Source organism: Nocardia alni, from assembly GCF_019038435.1.
GTDB classification, from domain to species: domain Bacteria; phylum Actinomycetota; class Actinomycetes; order Mycobacteriales; family Mycobacteriaceae; genus Nocardia; species Nocardia alni.
Genome location: NZ_JAGPOX010000053.1, coordinates 1 through 19,033, shown reverse-complemented (window position 1 = coordinate 19,033; position 19,033 = coordinate 1). Strand labels below are relative to the sequence as shown.

The 19,033-nt window shown below is 67.0% G+C and carries 15 protein-coding genes; 8 read left to right on the top strand and 7 right to left on the bottom strand.

What is annotated here, in order from left to right; translation table 11 throughout:
* Positions 1-11: 11 nt before the first annotated feature.
* The 3 genes from JZ791_RS47335 to prfB all read right to left on the bottom strand — a co-directional run bounded on the left by JZ791_RS47335 (position 12) and on the right by prfB (position 2,275).
* Complete coding sequence (locus JZ791_RS47335) at positions 12-167, bottom strand: Rv3103c transmembrane domain-containing protein (protein ID WP_498049403.1); 156 nt, start codon at positions 165-167, stop codon at positions 12-14.
* Positions 154-1,014, bottom strand: a complete 861-nt coding sequence (locus tag JZ791_RS20910; RefSeq protein WP_216896859.1) for a mechanosensitive ion channel family protein — start codon at positions 1,012-1,014, stop codon at positions 154-156. The genes JZ791_RS47335 and JZ791_RS20910 overlap by 14 nt, the downstream gene beginning before the upstream one ends.
* Before the next feature lie 145 nt (positions 1,015-1,159).
* Positions 1,160-2,275 (bottom strand): peptide chain release factor 2, encoded by a 1,116-nt coding sequence (prfB, locus tag JZ791_RS20905; RefSeq protein ID WP_216896858.1) that lies wholly within the window; start codon positions 2,273-2,275, stop codon positions 1,160-1,162.
* A 209-nt stretch (positions 2,276-2,484) separates the two neighbouring features.
* Here prfB and JZ791_RS20900 point away from each other — a divergent pair, with 209 nt between their 5' ends.
* The 3 genes from JZ791_RS20900 to JZ791_RS20890 all read left to right on the top strand — a co-directional run bounded on the left by JZ791_RS20900 (position 2,485) and on the right by JZ791_RS20890 (position 5,287).
* On the top strand, positions 2,485-3,294 hold the full coding sequence (locus tag JZ791_RS20900; RefSeq protein ID WP_216896857.1) for an SDR family oxidoreductase: 810 nt from the start codon (positions 2,485-2,487) through the stop codon (positions 3,292-3,294).
* A gap of 79 nt (positions 3,295-3,373) precedes the next feature.
* Complete coding sequence (hisN, locus tag JZ791_RS20895; protein ID WP_216896856.1) at positions 3,374-4,159, top strand: histidinol-phosphatase; 786 nt, start codon at positions 3,374-3,376, stop codon at positions 4,157-4,159.
* 105 nt (positions 4,160-4,264) lie between these two features.
* Positions 4,265-5,287 (top strand): chorismate transformation FkbO/Hyg5 family protein, encoded by a 1,023-nt coding sequence (locus JZ791_RS20890; RefSeq protein ID WP_216896855.1) that lies wholly within the window; start codon positions 4,265-4,267, stop codon positions 5,285-5,287.
* Positions 5,288-5,367: 80 nt separating this feature from the next.
* Here the strand turns inward: JZ791_RS20890 and JZ791_RS20885 are convergent, their stop codons facing one another.
* From JZ791_RS20885 to JZ791_RS20875, 3 genes are all read right to left on the bottom strand, one after another.
* Complete coding sequence (locus JZ791_RS20885; RefSeq protein WP_216896854.1) at positions 5,368-6,603, bottom strand: acyl-CoA dehydrogenase family protein; 1,236 nt, start codon at positions 6,601-6,603, stop codon at positions 5,368-5,370.
* A gap of 56 nt (positions 6,604-6,659) precedes the next feature.
* A complete protein-coding gene (locus JZ791_RS20880) occupies positions 6,660-8,051 on the bottom strand; it encodes an acyl-CoA dehydrogenase family protein (RefSeq protein ID WP_438804548.1) in 1,392 nt (463 codons plus the stop codon).
* A 169-nt stretch (positions 8,052-8,220) separates the two neighbouring features.
* Entirely contained in the window at positions 8,221-9,648 is a 1,428-nt protein-coding gene (locus JZ791_RS20875) for an ArnT family glycosyltransferase (RefSeq protein WP_216896852.1), read from the bottom strand.
* 309 nt (positions 9,649-9,957) lie between these two features.
* Here JZ791_RS20875 and JZ791_RS20870 point away from each other — a divergent pair, with 309 nt between their 5' ends.
* From JZ791_RS20870 to JZ791_RS20850, 5 genes are all read left to right on the top strand, one after another.
* Positions 9,958-10,200 carry a hypothetical protein gene (locus JZ791_RS20870; protein ID WP_216896851.1) on the top strand — a complete coding sequence of 81 codons (243 nt, stop codon included), beginning with the start codon at positions 9,958-9,960 and terminating at the stop codon, positions 10,198-10,200.
* 102 nt (positions 10,201-10,302) lie between these two features.
* Positions 10,303-11,952, top strand: coding sequence for an acyl-CoA synthetase (locus tag JZ791_RS20865; protein WP_216896850.1), 1,650 nt, complete (start codon positions 10,303-10,305; stop codon positions 11,950-11,952).
* Between the two features lie 205 nt (positions 11,953-12,157).
* Positions 12,158-13,807, top strand: coding sequence for an acyl-CoA synthetase (locus tag JZ791_RS20860; protein ID WP_216896849.1), 1,650 nt, complete (start codon positions 12,158-12,160; stop codon positions 13,805-13,807).
* Between the two features lie 51 nt (positions 13,808-13,858).
* On the top strand, positions 13,859-14,434 hold the full coding sequence (locus JZ791_RS20855; RefSeq protein WP_254206038.1) for a hypothetical protein: 576 nt from the start codon (positions 13,859-13,861) through the stop codon (positions 14,432-14,434).
* Positions 14,435-14,856: 422 nt separating this feature from the next.
* Complete coding sequence (locus JZ791_RS20850; protein WP_216896848.1) at positions 14,857-16,317, top strand: PepSY-associated TM helix domain-containing protein; 1,461 nt, start codon at positions 14,857-14,859, stop codon at positions 16,315-16,317.
* Positions 16,318-16,358: 41 nt separating this feature from the next.
* Here the strand turns inward: JZ791_RS20850 and JZ791_RS20845 are convergent.
* Positions 16,359-19,033, bottom strand: a 2,675-nt coding sequence (locus tag JZ791_RS20845; protein ID WP_216896847.1) for an alpha-mannosidase, incomplete at its 5' end; no start/stop codon positions are given.

The following is a 19,033-nucleotide window of genomic DNA, read 5'->3' as shown; positions in this document are numbered from 1 at the left end:
TCACATTCGCGTCACTTGGAGTGCGAGGACGAAATCATCGATTTCTGAATACTATTGGCAATCGGAGAGAACGTGCTCTCCGGTGTAGTGGGCCTGACGAATAAGTACAAAACGAACGTGGCGATCCATACCGAGACCAGGATCGTCGTGGATTTACGCAGTTTCACTCATACCCTCCCGGCGTAGCGCCGCGGCAACCCGCACCCGCAGCTCACGGCCGACTTCGAACTGTTTGCCCGGCAGTGTGCGGGCCACCATCCGGATGTTCATCTGGTCCACCGTCAGATCCTCGAGCCCCATCACTGTGGGCTCGTCCAACAGCAGCGCTTTGAGTTTGCGATCGGCATAGGCCTTGGTGCCCACGTCGCGCAGGATCTCGTTGACCTTGTTGATATCGGATGTGGCGGGCACGGGCACGTCGATGGCCGCGCGCGCCCAATCCTTGGACAGGTTGGTGACCTTCACGATCTGGCCGTTGGGCACGTGGATCACCTCACCGTCCACATTGCGCAACGTGGTGATGCGCAATGTGACGTCCTCCACTGTCCCGTCGGCGGGCACCGCCTGCCCGGTGACCGCGATGCTCACCACATCGCCGAAACCGTACTGCCGCTCGGTGATCAGGAAGAATCCCGCCAGCAGATCCTGCACGATGCGCTGCGCGCCGAAACCCAGTGCGGCGCCGAGCACCGCGGCCGGGGCGACCAGGCCGCCGAGTTCGAAGCCCAAGCGCCGCAGGACCTGCAGCGTCACCAGGAAGTAGACGACAGTCAGCAACACCCAGGTGAGCACCTGCGCCAAGGCGTGCCGATGCTTGGCCGCCTCCGAGCGCACCAGCGAATCGCTGCTCTGGAATCCGGCGTCGATCCGGCGGGTGACCCGATCCCGGACGAACTGCGCGAGCCGCGTGAACAGCATCGCGCCGATGACGTACAGCACGATTTCCAGCCCGCCCGAGCGCACCCAGAGCTCCGCCTCGGCAAACGTCGACCCGTCAGCGAGATTCGTCGTCATGCCTGGATCTCCCTGGACAGGGAGCGGACACCGATTCGGCCTACCTTGCTTCCACCCGCGCACACGGCCACCAGGCTACTACGGAGCCCGCGTCGACCGAAACGTCGTGATTGCGTCGTGATTGGCGTTCAGCGCATCCTGCTGATTACTCGGCGTCCTGGCGCATGCGCCAGCGGATTCCCTCTTCGATGAATCCGTCGATATCACCGTCCAGCACGGACGTCGGATTGTTCACCTCGTAGTTGGTGCGCAGATCCTTCACCATCTGATACGGGTGCAACACGTACGAGCGCATCTGGTTGCCCCAGGACGCGCCCTCGGTGGTCTTGAGCGCGTCCATCTGCGCGCGCTCCTCCTGCCGCTTGCGCTCGAGCAGCTTGGCCTGCAGCACGCGCATCGCCGAGATCTTGTTCTGCAGCTGCGATTTCTCGTTCTGACAGGTCACCACGATATTGGTGGGGATGTGGGTGATGCGCACGGCGGAGTCGGTGGTGTTGACGCTCTGGCCACCGGGGCCCGAGGAGCGGTACACGTCGACGCGGATATCGCCCTCAGGGATTTCGATGTGGTCCGTGGTTTCCACCACGGGCAGCACCTCGACCTCGGCGAAGGAGGTCTGGCGGCGGCCCTGGTTGTCGAACGGGCTGATCCGCACCAGCCGATGCGTGCCCATCTCCACCGACAGCGTGCCGTAGGCGTAGGGCGCCTTGACCGCGAAGGTGGCGCTCTTGATGCCCGCCTCCTCGGCGTAGGAGGTGTCGTAGATCTCCACCGGGTACTTGTGCCGCTCGGCCCAGCGCACATACATGCGCATGAGCATCTGCGCCCAGTCCGCCGCGTCCACACCGCCTGCGCCGGAACGGATGTTGACCAGCGCCTCGCGCTTGTCGTACTCACCCGACAGCAGCGTGCGCACCTCCATCGCCTCGACGTCGGCGTGCAGGGCGGCGCGCTCGGAGTCGGCGTCGGCCAAGGCGGACTTGGCGGCCTCGCCCTCCTCGCCCTCGGCCAGCTCGTACAGCACCGGTAGATCGTCCAGGCGCTGACGCAGGTCGCTGACGCGGCGCAACTCACCCTGAGCGTGCGAAAGCTCGCTGGTGACCTGCTGCGCATGCTCCTGGTCGTTCCACAGGTCCGGATCGGCCGCCTGGTGCTCCAGCTCATCGATACGGCGGCGCAACTCCTCTATGTCCAGCACCGACTCGACGGTCTTCAGGGTCGTGTCGAGTTCGGCGAGGTCGGCGGTGACGTCAGGATGCACGATGTCCCAATCTACCGGGCCGGAGCTGCGCCATGAAACACCAGGCCCGTAGCCCGAACCGAAGACCCTCGACCGGGGCGGGAACGAATCGCGGCGGGCGCCCGGTTCCGCGTCGAGGTGTGGTTTCAGTCAGTGGGACTGTGCGGCAATCGGGGCTCCCGGGCTCGGTTGGGTGGTAGGGAGGGTTTGTCGTCAACGAGGAGGCATGTATGGGAACCATCGCAGTGACCGGGAGCGCGTCGGGGATCGGCGCGGCCGTGACCGAACAGCTGCGCAAGGCCGGGCACACGGTGATCGGCGTGGATCTGCGCGGGGCCGAGGTCACCGCCGATCTGAGCACCGCCGAGGGACGTACCCACGCGATCGACGAGATCGGCCGCCTGTGCGAGGGCACGCTCGATGGATTCCTGCCCTTCGCCGGGTTGGCGGCGGCCGCCGGACGGCCCGGTGCGCTGCTGGTGTCGGTCAACTACTTCGGCGCCATCACCGTCCTGGAGGGCGTGCGGCCGCTGCTGCGCAATTCCGCATCCGCCTCGGTCGTCCTGGTGTCCTCCAATTCCACGACGACGCAACCGAATTGGCCGGTCGAGCTGGCCGAGGCATGCCTGGCCGGCGAGGAGTCGCGCGCCCGCGAGATCGCCGACTCCTTCGCCGAGTGGGGCGCGATCCAGGCGTACCCGGCCACCAAGGCCGCACTGGCCTGGTACGCACGGACCAAATCCGCGGAGTTCATCGCCGAGGGAGTGCGTCTCAACGCCATCGCACCCGGACTCATCGACACCCCGATGACACAGGCGGGCACCACGGACGCGCTGACCGGCGAGGGAATGAAGGGATTTCTCGCCGCGACCCCGATCGGCCGTCCCGGCCGGCCGGAGGAGATCGCCGAGTTGGTGTCGTTCCTGCTGTCGGAGTCCGCGTCGTTCTTCGTCGGTTCGGTGATCTTCTGCGACGGCGGCATCGATGCGGCCTTCCGTGGGAAGGACTGGCCCGCGGTCTGGAGCTTCCCGCAGAGCTGACCGCCTACCACGGCGAATATCACGCAACCGCACCCGGCTGCGAATCCGGGCCGTGGCCGCCGACGGTATTCTCGGACCAGTGACCGACTACACCGCCGATCTGGATCTCGCTCTGCGCCTGGCCGACGAGGCCGACGGCATCACCCGCGCCCGGTTCGGCGCGCTGGATCTCAGGGTGGACAGCAAGCCCGATCTGACGCCGGTGTCCGATGCCGATCTGGCGGTGGAGAAGGCGCTCCGGGCAACGCTCGGGCGCCATCATCCGTCGGATGCGGTGCTGGGTGAGGAGTTCGGCGGGAGCGTCGAACTCACCGGCCGCCAGTGGGTGATCGACCCGATCGACGGCACCAAGAACTTCGTGCGCGGCGTGCCGATCTGGGCGACGCTGATCGCCCTGCTCGAGGACGGCGTGCCGGTGGTCGGCGTGGTCAGCGCACCCGCGCTGTCCCGCCGCTGGTGGGCCGCGTCCGGCTCGGGCGCCTGGATGCGCGCGGAATACGCTGAACCCCAGCAGATCTCGGTATCCGCGGTCTCCGAACTGGACTCCGCCAGCCTGTCCATCTCCAGCCTGTCCGGCTGGCGCGACCGCGGCCTGCGCGACCAACTCGTCGCCCTCACCGACACCGTCTGGCGCACCAGGGGTTACGGCGACTTCTACAGTTACTGCCTCGTCGCCGAGGGCGCGGTCGACATCGCCACCGAACCCGAGGTCTCCCTCTGGGATCTCGCCCCCCTGGACATCCTGGTCCGCGAGGCAGGCGGCGCCTTCACCGCCCTGGACGGCGCCCCCGGCCCCCATTCCGGCAGCGCCGTGGCAACCAACGCCCTGCTGCATGAGCCGGTCCTGTCACACCTGCGGCCATAAATTGTTACCCCGGGGTAATTAACACTGGATTAACGTCACACCAAATGGCGTCATGTTACGCTTCCCGGCGTCATATTCCCGAGGAGCTATCCGGGACAGGAAGTCATGAACAACCAGCAGCTCGGGGGCTGCGTACGAGGCCTGTGGTCCGAATTGGTTCCTGGCGTCGTACATTCGGAGTCGGCCAGTGGGGCGCACGGGAATATCCTGGGGCGCATCAGCTTTGCCATCGCACCGGCGCCGCCCGATCTCGTCGACGGCGCGCCGCATCTGACCACCCATATGGCGAGCGGGATAGACCTTGTCGCCGAAGAGATTTGGCGGACCACCCTGCCGGTGCGCAGCGGGATGGCCGGGGACGCCGTCTTCGCCGAGGACGGCGAGTATCTGTTCTACGCCGTGCGCCTCCGGCCGCGAAGCGTGTCCCGGGAGGGGGTGCGCGAGCTGTACGAGACCGCCATGCGATTCGCCTGGGTACACGGATATACCGATCTGGTCCGGATGTGGAACCTCATCGGCGGCACCACCGTCCACGACGCCAAGCGGGCGCAGACCTACCGGGACTTCCGCGCCGGTCGGGCCGATGCGTTCGCGGCCTGGGAGCAGCAGTTCCAGCCGATGCCGGCCGCGACCGTGATCGGCACGCTCAGCCCCGGCGTCGACCTCTGTTTCATCGCCACGAAACCGGGCCGGACCGTCCATCTGGAGAATCCACCGCAGATCCCGGGGTGCGAGGGCCGGGCCGGATACGGGCCGCCCCCGAGCTGCACCCGGGCGACATATCTCAAGCAGCACGGGACCGGAAGTCTGTTCATTTCGGGGGCGGCGAGCTCCCTGGGCGGTGACACTCCGGACCTGGACGACGTCGAACGGCAGACCGTCGAGGCCCTGGACAATATCGCCGCGCTCATCGGAGGCTACAACCTGAGCCGGTACGGGCTGGGCTGCGACGGGTTCGTCGTACGGAATCTCGACCAGGTCAAGGTCTATGTGCGCGACCGCGAGAACGTGCCCGTCGTCCGCGACATCTGCTCGCGGATACTCCCGGCCTATTCCGAGATCGCCTACTTCAATGTCGGCGTATGCCGCGCGGAGCAGCTGGTGGAGATCGAGGCGGTGTGCCAATGAGCGCATCATCGGAGCACCGGCCTTAGCCGCGCCCCCGGAACGAGGAGACCGGCGCGCGACTCGCACCGGTCTCCCCCTTCCTATTTCAACTTGTCGCTGGTCAGGTTCAGCACCCGGCGTGCGACGATGAGCTGCTGGATCTGCTGGGTGCCTTCGAAGATGTCCAGGATCTTGCTGTCGCGGCCCCACTTCTCCAGCAGGGTGCGCTGCGAATAGCCCAGGGCCCCGGCCAATTCGACAGCCTTGAGGGTGACGTCGGTACCCATGCGGCCCGCCTTGGCCTTGGACATGGACGCTTCGAGGCTGTTCGGCTTCTTGTTGTCGGCCATCCATCCGGCCCGCAGCGCGAGCAGGTAGGCGGCCTCCCAATCCGCCTCCATCCGAAGGAATTCCGCGGCCGCGGCGGGCTGGTTCATCGCGGGGATGTCGTAGGAGATCTCCACGCCGGCGTCGGTGAGTACGGCCCGCAGTTCCTCGAGCGCGGCGCGGCCGACGCCGATGGCCATCGCGGCTACCAGCGGACGGGTGTTGTCGAAGGTCTGCATGACCCCCGCGAAACCCTTCTCCACGTTGACTTCCGGGCTGCCCAGGATGTTGTCCTTCGGAATCCGGCAGTCCTCGAGCCGCAGCTCGGCGGTATCGGAGGCCTTGATGCCGAGCTTGTGCTCGAGCCGGGCGACGCTGAGACCCTTGGCATCTCGCGGCACCACGAACGACTTGATGGCGGCGCGGCCCTTGGATCGGTCGACCGAGGCCCACACCACGATATGGGTGGCGCGAGAGCCCGCGGTGACGAAGATCTTGGTGCCGTTGAGCACCCACTCGTCGCCGTCGAGCACCGCGGTGGTGCTGACCGCCGCGGAATCGGAGCCGAAGGAGGGTTCGGTGATGGCCATCGCGGCCCACACCTTGCCGAACCGGTCGAGCTGCTCGTCGGTGGCCACCGCGGCGATGGCGGCGTTGCCCAAGCCCTGGTAGGGGATCGAGAGCATCAGGCCGACATCGCCCCAGGAGGTCTCGAGGGCGTTGAGCAACGCGGACATATTGCCGCCGTTGGAGTTTCCGAGCAGTTCGGTGGCGTGGGGATCCGCGTCACCCTCGCCCTCGGCCTTGCGCCCGCCCGTGGCGCCGGAGATGTCCTGGGTGCCCGAATCGGCCAGGCCCTCCACCATGGCGGACATGGTGTCCAGCTCGACCGGGTAATCGTGTTCGGCCAGATCGTATTTACGGGAGATCGGGCGGAAGATCTGCGCGGCGACCTGATGGGCCTGATTGGCGCTGAACCGCAGCTTCTTGGGGAGTTCGAGATTGATCATGGGATTGGCTCCGTCGAAGGTCTTGGGGGCGTTGGGTTCCGGAGTGGGCGAGCGCCCTACACCAGCACCACGCCCTCGGCGATTCCGATGGCCCGCAGGTCGCGGTACCAGCGCTCGACCGGGTGTTCCTTGGTGAATCCGTGCCCGCCCAGCAGCTGCACCCCGTCCAGGCCGATCTGCATGCCCTTGTCGGTGGCCAGCTTCCTGGCCAGCGCCGCCTCCCGGGCGAACGACAGGCCCTGCTCGGCGCGGGCGGCGCCGCGCAGCGTCACCAGGCGCATGCCGTCCAGCTCGATCGCGATATTGGCGACCATGAACGCGACCGCCTGACGATGCGAGATCGGCTCACCGAATGCCTCACGCTCGTTCACGTACGGGATCACGTAGTCCAGCACGGCCTGCCCGGTGCCGACCGCGAGCGAGGCCCAGCCCAGGCGGGCCAGGCGCACCGCGTCGGCGTAGTCCTGCGCGTGCTGCGCCGAATCACCCTCTCCCAGAAGGGCCTCGGTTGTCACCGCGACGTTGTCCAGAATCAGCCTGCCCAGGCCCGCGGCGCGCAGGCCCATGCTCGGATCCGCCTCGACCGCCAGACCGGGAGTATCGGATTCGACGATGAAAAGCGCCGGGCGGCCGTCGAGTTCGGCGCCGACCACGAACAGCTCGGCGTCACCGGCGGCCGGGACGAGGCTCTTGACGCCGTCGAGGCGGTAGCCGCTGGGCGAGCGAGTCGCCTTGGTCCGCAACGCGAACGGGTCGAACAGGGCGCGCGGCTCGCTGATGACCACCGAGGCCTGCGGTACGTTCTCGCCGGTGAACGCGCCCAGATAGGTCTTCTGCTGCGCGTCGGTACCCCACTGCGACAGCGCGACCGCCACACCCGAGGGCGCCAGGATCGGCAGCGCCAGCCCCATATCACCGTGCGCGAGCGCCTCGGCGACGAGGGAGTTGGTGACCGCGCCGCGCTCGGTGGCCGCGCCCTCGAGCTCCTCGGGCACATTGATCAGGGTGATGCCCAGCTCGGCGGCCCGCTCGAGCAGATCGCGCGGCGCCTTCGCGGCGCTGTCGGCCTCGTACGCGGCCGGACGCAGGATCTCCGCGGCGAAATCGCGCACGGTCTCCACGATCATCCGCTGCTCGTCCGACGGCGTCAGATCGAAGTAATCCTTGGTGCGTGACTCGTTGGCGGGCAGCCGCTTGGGCTTGCCACCGCCGGACACCTTGGCGAACGCGCGAGTCGCGGCGCCCAGGGTGCGGAAACCGGTCTTGGTGCCCTCGTACGTGATGCGATCGATGGGCTTGCGCAGATTATACTTCTCGGCCAGTTCCGAGCCGGTGATGGTCGACATGACCCGCATGGCCGCGCCCATCCAGTCGCGCTTGACCGGGTTCAGGCCGACGGCGGAATCCGGACGTCGCGTCGTTGCGGTGTCTCGAGTGCTCATAATCACCAGTCTTTTCGGTGGGTGTGGGCGATCGGGTCGTCCCCAGCTTTCTTACTTTCGAGTAAGCCTATCTTACTTCGGAGTAAGAACTGCGTCGACCGCAGGTGCAAGACTGTGATCTGCGTCGGGGCGCGCACACCTGTGATTCGCAGCCGCCACCGCATCCGGACCGCTGTTACGCCAGATGTTCGAGGTGCGGCCACAGGGTCGACCACGAGTAGCGCGGCACGCAGACGAACAAGGGCGCGTGTTGTTCACCGTTGCGCAGGCCCGAGCCGTTGTCCAGCCGTCCCGCCGGTGTGACGGTGGTGCACATCCTGCGCAGTTGCGAGGTTTGGACCCCCACGGTGAGCACCGGCACGGAGCCCGGGGGCTGCCCCCACCACCAATACGAATTGTGGCCGCTGTACGGGGTAGGCAGGCGGTAGGGGCCGCCGAAGCGTTCGATGGCGGCGGCCTCGCCGTAGTTGTCGGTGAACAGCTGGGCCCGCGGCGCGAATCGCGCACGGGCGTCGGCTATTTGACGAATATAGGTGGGCCAGGCGATGGTCTCGACCGCGTCGGGATTGATCGCCCGCAGGACCCTGCCTCGCTGCGCGGCGACAGGCAGAACGGGCAGGAACAACAGCGCCGAGATGACGGCGTTCACCACCAGCGCCGAGCCCACCGCCGCCCACCAGCGCCGATGCTCGCTCAGCCAGCGGGCGACCGGAATCGCACCGGCGGCCACCAGGATCGGATACATGCTACCGAGGTAATACGCCTTCGCGACGGTCACCAGATACACCACGAACAACAGGACATAGCTCACCGCGAACCCGCGGTAGCGAGGTTCGCGCCACAGCCGCCACACCCCGAACCCCCACAGCGGCGCCGACAACGGTCCCATCAGCCCCAGCTGCAACACGATGAACTGTGGAGTGGTGTTCGAGGTGCCCGAGGAGCCGCCCGCGATGGCCCGCCCCATCTGCACCTGCGGCCATCCGTTCTGCGCCTGCCACCACAGATTCGGCAACCAGATCACCACGGCTATCCCGATCGCCGCGGCAAAATACCAGGTGGCAAACACTTTTCGCGGCCCGGCCAACAGCAGCCCCACGACCAGCGTGAGCACCGGAAAGATCAGCAGCGCCTTGTTCTGCAGCCCGATGCCCACCAGCACCCCGACCACGAGCCACCACCGTAAGTCGGCCGTCTCCCGCACGATTCGCAGCATCACGAGCGTGACGAGCGACCAGCACGCGAGATCGAACACCTCCGTGTTGAGCGTATGCCCGGCCCCCATCAACAGCGCGGCCGAACCCACCGCTCCCGACGCCAGTGCCCGAGCCCCGCGCCCGCCGCCCATCTCCCGCACCATCAGCCCCGCGCACACGACCACCACCGTCGCCGCGACGATCGCCGGAACCCGCAGCAGCACAAGAGAATGCGGGTCGATCGCCGCCATCCCCCGCGCCAGCATCGGCGTCAGCGGCGGCTGATCCGGATACCCCCAGCTCGGATGCCGTCCGGCCGCCAGGAAATACATCTCGTCCCGGTGATATCCGTACCGATCCGCCGACGCTCCCAACACCACCGCGAACGCCCCGGCAATCCACCACATCCCGCAACTTTCGCACCGGACACCGGGGCGAGTGTCGCGTTCGCCGGGATCGGCAATGGTCGCGAATAGCGTGCCGACAGGTCGGTATGTCGGAACGTCACAATTTCCAGCTGTCATACATCGACGGGATATCGGTCCATCGAATTAGGGACTTTGGTCCCCTATCCGACGTAATCTGACACTGGCCACTGGCGGCACGTTCCCCCTACCGTCACCATGATCTTGCGCGACGGTCTCCACTCGGGGGAGGCGCTCACTCGGGCCACCATCGGGTCGTGCCGACCACTGTGTTCCTACAGGGGGATGCGTATGCGGAAAAGACTCATAGCGCTGGCGATCGCGGCGTCAGCCGTGCTGATCTTCGCGTTCGGCATGGGTTTCACCACGCACGCGGCCATGTCCACGGGTGTGCTCATCTTCTGTGTCGGAATCATCTCCTGCGCACTGCTCGGTGCGGGCCTCGGCACGATCCCACACGCCGTCGCCGCCAAATCCCGGCACAAGCATCAGCACCCGCGGGACGACGTGTCCGCCGCGCACAGCGACACCTAGCACGAACCATCGCGCCCGATGTGGCCGAATTTCCATATCCCGCCTCCGTTTCCCCTGCTACGGTCCAAACACCGGTCGGGTTGGGCGCAAAGGTGGTCGTAAATGGCGTCGGTGCTGGAACAGGTGCAACGCACCGCAATTCAGGCAGTCGAGACGATTCGGGGCCTCAACGTCCTGCGGGAGCGTGGGTTCATCGATCCGCGCAATCTCCAGGAGCTGCTGCGCAGCGCCAAGGAGGGCGCGGCGCTGGGCTCACAGGCCATGGCGGTGCGGCACGCGACGCGGATGTGGCCGGATCGCCCCGCGGTGATCGACGAGCGCGGCTCGATGACGTATCGCGAGCTGGACCAGCAGTCCACCGCGCTGGCCCGCGGCCTGAAGGGTATGGGTATCGCACCGGGCACGGTGATCGCCATCCTGGCCCGCGACCACCACGGACTGCTGCTGGCCATGGCCGCGGCGGGCAAGGCCGGAGCCCGGCTCGCACTGATGAACACCGGTTTCGCGAAACCCCAGTTCGCACAGGTCTGCGAGCGGGAGAACGTCAAGGCGGTGCTGCACGACAGCGAATTCCTCGGCCTGCTCGACGCGCTGCCCCCTGACCTGCCGCGGGTGCTCACCTGGGTGGACGAGGGCGCCGAACTCCCGCCCGGCGCGACCACCATCGAGCAGCTGATCGCCGCGAATTCGAGCACCGAACTGCCGCTGCCGGACAGCGCGGGTGGCATGGTCATCCTCACCAGCGGCACCACCGGGCTGCCGAAGGGTGCGGCGCGCGGCAAGACATCTCCGCTGGCGACGGTGCAGGTGGTGGACCGGATTCCGTTCCCCCGGCAGGGCACGATGATGATCACCTCGCCGATCTTCCACAGCACCGGCCAGGCGATGTGGCTGGTCGGCGCCGGCGGGGGGAATACGGTCGTCACCACGCGCCGGTTCGACGCCGAGGACACGCTGCGCAAGATCGCCGAGCACGGGGTGCAGATGCTGGTGGCGGTGCCGACGATGCTGCACCGCATGGTGGAGCTGGATCCGGCGATCCGCCAACGGTACGACCTGAGCTCGCTGCGGACGATCCTGGTGGCGGGTTCCGCGCTGTCGCCCGAGCTGGCCGTGCGCGCCGCCCAGGCCTTCGGCCCGGTCCTGCACAACCTCTACGGGTCGACCGAATGCGCCGTCGCGACCGTCGCGACGCCGCAGGATCTGGCGCTCGCGCCCGGCACCGCGGGGCGCGCGCCGGTCACCTGCGAGGTCGTCCTGTTCGACGATCAGGGCCGTCGCATCCGCGAGCGGCATGTCACCGGCCGCATCTTCGTCCGCAACGGATTGCCCTTCGACGGCTACACCGACGGGCGCAACAAGCAGTTCATCGACGGCTATATGTCCTCGGGCGACGTCGGGCATTTCGACGAGCACGGGCTGCTGTTCGTGGACGGCCGCGACGACGACATGATCGTGTCCGGCGGCGAGAACGTCTTCCCGCTGGAGGTGGAAAATCTCCTGCTCGAGCGGCCGGACGTCTTCGATGCCGCGGTGGTCGGGGTGGACGATGTGGAGTTCGGCAAGCGGCTGCGCGCCTTCGTCGTGCCCGAACCCGGCGCGGCGCGGGACGCCGAGGAGATCAAGGCGTACGTGAAAGCCAATCTGGCCCGGTACAAAGTGCCACGCGAGGTGATCTTCCTCGAGGAACTGCCCCGCAACGCCACCGGCAAACTGCTGCGCCGTGAGCTGGTGGAATACCGGATCGAGTAGACCTCAGCATGGTCCCGGAGCAGGGATATTGTGAGGTCGACATGAAAACTACCGACGAGTAGCTACCCGGAGATCGTTAAGGGTACTGTCAGTAACACAGAAGCGCACGCTGCTAGCTGGCGCGCTTGCTAGAGTTAGCACTCGCACTGGATCTCGATGTTGCGGTCCGTCCGGCGTGATCCGGCGAATCGCGGAAGGGTGAACCATGTCCGCTCCGTCGGCGAGCACCGCGGTCCGCAAGGCGCAGAATTTCGCGCTGAGCGTCAACGCCATGGTCAAGCGCGGGCTGTTCAATCCGCTGCGCCTGGACCAGGCCGTGAGTTCGGCGCTGAACGTGGGCAGATACGGGCCGTTCGCCGGGGTCATCATGCACGCGGCCAAGACCAACACCGACTCCCCGGCCCTCTTGGACGAGCGCGGCGAGCTGACCTTCGGCGAGGTCGACGCCCAGGCCAACCAGCTGGCCCGCGGCCTGGCCGAACAGGGCCTGCGGCAGGGCGATGTGATCGCGGTGCTGGCGCGCGACCATCGTGGCATGGTGCTGAGCCTGGCCGCCACCGGCAAGCTGGGCGTGCGGGCGGTGCTGATGAACACCGGATTCGCCAAACCGCAGCTGGCCGATGTGGCCGCGCGCGAGGGCGTGAAGGCCGTACTGCACGACAGTGAATTCGTCGAGCTGATGAGCGCGATCCCGGCCGACATCCCCCGCATCCTGACCTGGGTGGACGAGAAGGACGGCGTCGACCCCTCGATCCCGACGCTGGATTCGCTGATCCAGGGACACCCCACCGATGCCGTGCCGGCGCCCGAAAAGCCGGGCGGCACGGTCATTCTCACCAGTGGCACCACCGGGACACCCAAGGGCGCGCCACGAGAAAAGGTGAGCCCCTTCATCTCCGCGCAATTCCTGGATCGTATTCCGTTGCCGCGCAACGGTTCCATGGTGATCGCCGCACCCATCTTCCATGCCACGGGCCTGTCCCAGTTCACCCTCGGTCTGGCGCTGGGCAATCGGATGATCTTCCAGCAGCGTCGCTTCGATCCGGAGCGCACGCTGGCCAATATCACCCGGTACCGGGCGCAGTCCCTGGTCGTGGTGCCGACGATGTTGCAGCGCATACTCGATCTGCCCGAACAGACCCTGCGCAAGTACGACATGTCCTCGCTGCGAATGATTTTCGCCGCCGGGTCGGCAATCCCGCCGGACGTGGTCACCCGCAGCCTCGACTACTTCGGCGACGCGCTCTACAACGTGTACGGCTCCACCGAATGCGCGCTGATCACCGTGGCCACGCCGGAGGATCTGCGCATCGCCCCGGATACCGCGGGCCGCCCGCCCGTCGGCATCCGCCTGGCGCTGTACGACGAGAACCGCGCACGCATCACCCGCCCGCACGTGACGGGCACGATCTTCATCGAGAACTCGCATTCGTTCACCGCGTACACCGACGGGCGCACCAAGGAAACCGTCGACGGAATGATGTCCAGCGGCGATGTCGGTCACTTCGACGAGCACGGTCTGCTGTTCATCGACGGACGTGACGACGACATGATCGTCTCCGGCGGCGAGAACGTTTTCCCGCAGGAGGTCGAGCACCTGCTCGCCGGGCGCCCCGACGTGCTGGAGGCCGCCGTCGTCGGCGTGGATGATCGAGAGTTCGGAAAACGCCTGCGCGCCTTCGTCGTTCCGGGGCCGGACGCGTCACGCGACGAGCAGGAGATCAAGGACTTCGTCAAGGCCAACCTGGCCCGGTACAAGGTGCCGCGCGAGGTGATCTTCCTGGATGAGCTGCCACGCAACGCGACCGGGAAGCTGCTTCGCAAGCAGTTGGTGAACACCGAGAACGCCGGCTGATTCCGAAGGTGGCCGGATATCCGGCCGCCACCTCTCGGTTATCATCAGTCGGTGATCCTCGTCCCCGGCCGCACCCCGGCCCTCGTGTCGGCGCGGCGACGTCACGCCGCCGCGCGGGTGCGTGGCGGGTCGGCCGGTGCGGTCTCCGGGGCGCTGGCGATCGCCGCGCACGGCTGGACCGCCCAGGGGATGCCGGTGCGATCGAGCACCCTGATCCTGCTGGTGGGGGTCTGCGCCGTGGTGGGTGCGCTCGTCACGGGTCTGCGGCCGTTGCGTACCACCCGGCTCGGGCTGGCCGTTGCGCTGGTCGGCGGCCAGGTGCTCGGCCACTGCGCACTCGCGATCGACATGGTCGGGATGATGCACGAGCGGTCGATGTGGAGTTCCGAGATGCTGGGCGCGCATATCGCGGCGGCGCTCGTCGCGGCGGTCGTCATCCAGGGCGCCGAGGCCGCGTACCGGGAACTGTGTTCCGTGCTGTCGCGGATGCTGCCGATTCTGGTGCGGCCCCCGGCGATTCAGAGTGCATCATCACTGCGGATTACCCACCGCGACAACATTGTTCAGCGGATTCTCGCGACGGACTCGCTGCGAACCCGCGGGCCGCCTCTCCTGACTCCGGCCTGAGCGCCGGATATTCATTCGTACACCCCGCGCGCGCGGATCTTTCGCGCGTGAAGAGCGTATGCGCGACCGTCGCCATCGATCGGCGGGTCGCTCTGCCACCGGGTGAATCCTTACATTCTGTCGACGCCCGCACCGGAATCCACTGAGCCGCCGAGGATCGGCTGTGTCACCGACCGTGCATCCAGGAGCCGGCCGCTGTCACGGTGTACTCCTGGCGGGAACCCACTGGTGTGCAGCCCGATCCCGGCCTCACGCACACCGGATGACGGGCAGCTCACCGGAACAGCGCACGACAGGATGCGGCACATCGCCGTCTGCGACAGCACCGAAGGCGTCCGCAATGAGGGGCGGACGTGTTCATCTGGCGGGGATTCACCCGGGCGGCCGAAGCATGCGCCTGCCCCGACAGGAGTCGAACCGCAATGAGCATCACCGAACTACCCGTATCCTCTTCCACGCCACCGCCTGCCCGGCCGCCAACGCGCGGCACGCTCTATGCCCTGGCGATGCGCCTGCACTTCTACGCGGGTGTGTTCGTCGCGCCCTTCATCCTGATCGCGGCGATCACCGGCGCGTTGTACTCCATCGCGCCGACGGTCGAGTCGATCGTGGATCGCAATCTGCTGCATGTGGATTCGACCGGACCGGCGCGACCGCTGTCGGACCAGGTCGCGGCGGCGACGGCAATCGAGCCGAATCTGGTTCTGGCGGCGGTCGATCCGGCACCGAAGCCGGGCGATACCACCGAGGTGTTGTTCGCGGACTCGTCCCTGGGAGAGTCCGAGCACCGCGCGGTATTCGTGAATCCGGTGACCGCGCGGCCGGTCGGCGCAAGCGTGGTCTATGGCAGCACCAATTCGCTGCCGTTGCGTAGCTGGCTCGATCAGCTGCACCGGGATCTGCATCTGGGGCAGACCGGGCGACTGTACAGCGAACTGGCCGCGTCCTGGCTGTGGCTCATCGCTCTGGCCGGGGTCGCGGTGTGGGGTAAGCGGGTGCTCGACCGCCGCGACGGCGTCGCGACGCGACGACTGCTGTGGCCCGACCGTTCGCGCACCGGACGTGGCCGAACGCTGAGCTGGCATGCGGCCGTTGGCATGTGGATTCTGCTTCCGCTGCTGTTCCTGTCCGCGACGGGCATGACCTGGTCGACCTATGCGGGCGCACATGTGGACACGCTGCGCCGGCAGCTCGACTGGCAGGCACCGGCGGTCGGCACAACCCTCCCCGGATCCCGTGCGCCCCACGGCGACTCACAGATGATGCCGGGTATGGACATGCCGATGCCGGGATCGGACAGCATGCGGCAGTATCGGATGCCCGCCGACCGAGTGACGCAGGTGGACAAGGTCTTCGCCGCCGCACGCGGCCACGGAGTCGACGGCCCTGTCGAGATCACCGTCCCCGCGACCGATGACACCGCGTTCGTGGTCAAGGAACGACGAATTCCGGGGTCGCCCACCCAGGACTCGATCGCGATCGATGGCCGCACCGGCAATGTCACCGATGTGCTGCGCTACTCCTCGTGGCCGTTCATGGCCAAGCTTGCCAACTGGGGTATTGCCCTGCATATGGGCATGCTGTTCGGCCTGCCCAACCAGTTGCTGCTGCTGGTAACGATGATCGCGTTGATCACCGTGATCGTGCGCGGCTATCTGATGTGGTGGAAACGCGGACCTGTCCGTGCGAGCCGATTCGCGTTCGGCACTCCCCCACTCCGAGGCATGCTGCGCCGACTGCCGCCGGTGGTGCTGGTCCCGTCGATCGCCGCCGCCGCTCTGATCGGCTGGTTCGCACCGCTTCTCGGAGTCACTCTAGTGTGCTTCCTGGCCATCGATATCATGATCGGTCTCGCACAGTCGCGCCGCGGCCGCCCGGCCTGAGCACACAGTCCGGTGAGCCTATCGAATCGTCATGCCGGCGGCTACTCGGCAGCAGTTTCCGGGGACCGTTCGAACCGCAGCGTGACGAGTTGGAACGGGCGCAGCCGCAGGCGTACTCCCATTCCCTCCCGGGTCGCGGTGGTCCCTTCCGACACAGGCCGTTCCAGCAGATCGCAGGTCTGGAATCCGGCGACGCCGAAGCCCGGGGTCACCAAGGCGGAGGCGCGCCCGCCCCGGGCTTCGTACACCCGCAGGACGACATCGCCGCTGCCGTCGTCGGCCAGTTTGACGGCGCTGGTCACCACGGCGTCGTCGTCGACGGTGAACAGCGGCGCCACGGGTTCGGCGACACCGCGAGCAGACAGCGGGAGGTTGGCACGGTATCCCTCGCGCACGGCGTCACCGATCGAGGCTCCGGGAATCAGGGTGTGGTGGAAGCGGTGTGCGCCCTGATCGGTCTGCGGATCGGGGAAGCGGGGGGCGCGCACCAGCGAAAAGCGCAGGGTGGTCGTGGTTCCGCCGTCGGGGCGGACCGTGCGGGTGACATCGTGGCCGTAGGTGGAGGCGGTGGTCAGGGCCACACCCCAGTCCGGCTCGGCGAAGTGGACGAAGCGGTGATTGCACGCCTCGAACTTCGCGTACTCCCAGCTGGTGTTGGCGTGGGTGGGGCGGAACAGGTGACCGAACTGGGTCTCCGAGGCGTAGCGGTCGGCGTGGATATCCAGGGGGAAGGCGAGTTTCAGGAATTTCTCGGTCTCGTACCAGTCGACGGCGGTATCGATGTCCAGGGTCCGCGCGTCGGCGCGGAGGGTCAGGGTCTGCTCGAGCTTGGAGGACCCGAACTCACGGCCCACCCGGACGACGCCCGAACCGTCCGAATCCACCTCCCCCTCGAGGAAATCCGTGTCGGTTAGGTCGACGACTCGATTCCGGTAGAACGAATCGACATCCCAGGCGTCCCAGGCGTTCGGGTAATCCTGGTGTAGCTGTGGCAGATTCGCGACCGCTCCGGGCGGCAGCGTTTCCCGCTCGTGATCATGGTCATACACCGATACGACCAGGCCGCGCGCGTCCACCACCGCCCGCAGCAGGCCGTTGTCCAGAACGTATCCGCCGTCGGCACGTTCGGCTACCGAGCAGGGAGCACCGGCCGATTTCGGCCCCGCAGCGCCGGCTGGAATCGAGTACCAGGCGTGCGGGGTCGCATTGAAGACATTGGGGCCTACCCGTTTGCCACCCAGTGCCCACTGAGCGGTGTCAATGATCTCCGCCAGCTCCAGGGCCACCTCGGCGTACGTCTGTTCCGCCTCACGGTGCACCCAAGCGATCGATGAGCCGGGCAGGATGTCGTGGAACTGGTGCAACAGCACGGTTTTCCAGATCCGATCCAGCGCTTCGAAGGGGTAGTCGGCCTTCACCCGCACCGCAGCCGTCGCGGCCCACAGCTCGGCCTCACGCAGCAGATTCTCACTGCGCCGATTGCCCTGTTTGGTCTTCGCCTGGCTGGTCAGCGTCGCACGATGCAGTTCGAGATACAGCTCGCCCACCCATACCGGCGGGTTCTCGTAGTCGGCCTCGGCTCGGGAGAAGAACCCGGTGGGGTTGTCCCACACCACCTTCGGCGAACCCTCGAGGTCCCGCATCCGGGCCGCCTTGGCGATCATCTCCCGGGTGGTCCCCCCACCGCCGTCGCCGTAACCGGTCGGGGCCAGCGAGACCGACGCCCGGCCCTTGTCCTTGAAGTTCCTTGCGGCATGGGCGATCTCGCTACCCTGCATCGAACAGTTGTAGGTGTCGATCGGCGGGAAATGGGTGAAGATCCGGGTACCGTCCACACCCTCCCACAGGAAGGTGTGGTGCGGGAACGAGTTGGTCTGGCTCCACGAGATCTTCTGCGTCAGCAGCCATCGTGATCCGGCGGCCCGGATGATCTGCGGCAGCCCGGCGGCGAAGCCGAAGGTGTCCGGCAGCCACACCTCCTGGTTCTCGACGCCGAACTCCTCCAGGAAGAAGCGCTTGCCGTGCACGAACTGCCGTGCCATCGCCTCGGAGCCCGGCATATTCGTGTCCGACTCCACCCACATGCCCCCGGCCGGCACGAACCGCCCCTCCGAGACCGCCTTCTTCACCTTCTCGTAGACCTCGGGCCGGTGCCGCTTGATGAAATCGTATTGCGCCGCTTGGGACATCGTGTAGACGAATTCCGGTTCGGCGGCCAGCAGCGCGGTCATGTTCGCGGTGGTGCGCGCGACCTTGCGTACCGTCTCGCGCAGCGGCCACAGCCATGCCGAGTCGATATGCGCGTGCCCGGTCGCGTAGATCGTATGCGCGGACGCGACAGCCGGGGCAGCGAGCACATCCACCAGCAACTCCCGGGCCGCAGAGGCGGTGGAATTCACATCTTGCAGATCGATCGCGTCCAGTGCGCGCTCGAGCGCCCGCACGATGTCGTAGCGGCGCGCGGAATCCTGCGGCAGCTCGTGCATCAGCTCACCGAGCACCTCGAGATCCTGGACCAGGTGCCACACCTCGTCGTCGAATATCGCGAGATCCATTCGCCCCAGCCGATATTGCGGCTCGTCACCGGCGGTGAGCTTGTCCCCCAGCATGGTCGGCCCGGAGAACGGGATGAGCGGATTCGACGCCGCCTCGACATGCAGCAGCACCTGCTCGCCGCCGACCGCCCCATCCACCACCCGCACCCACTGGTTGCACG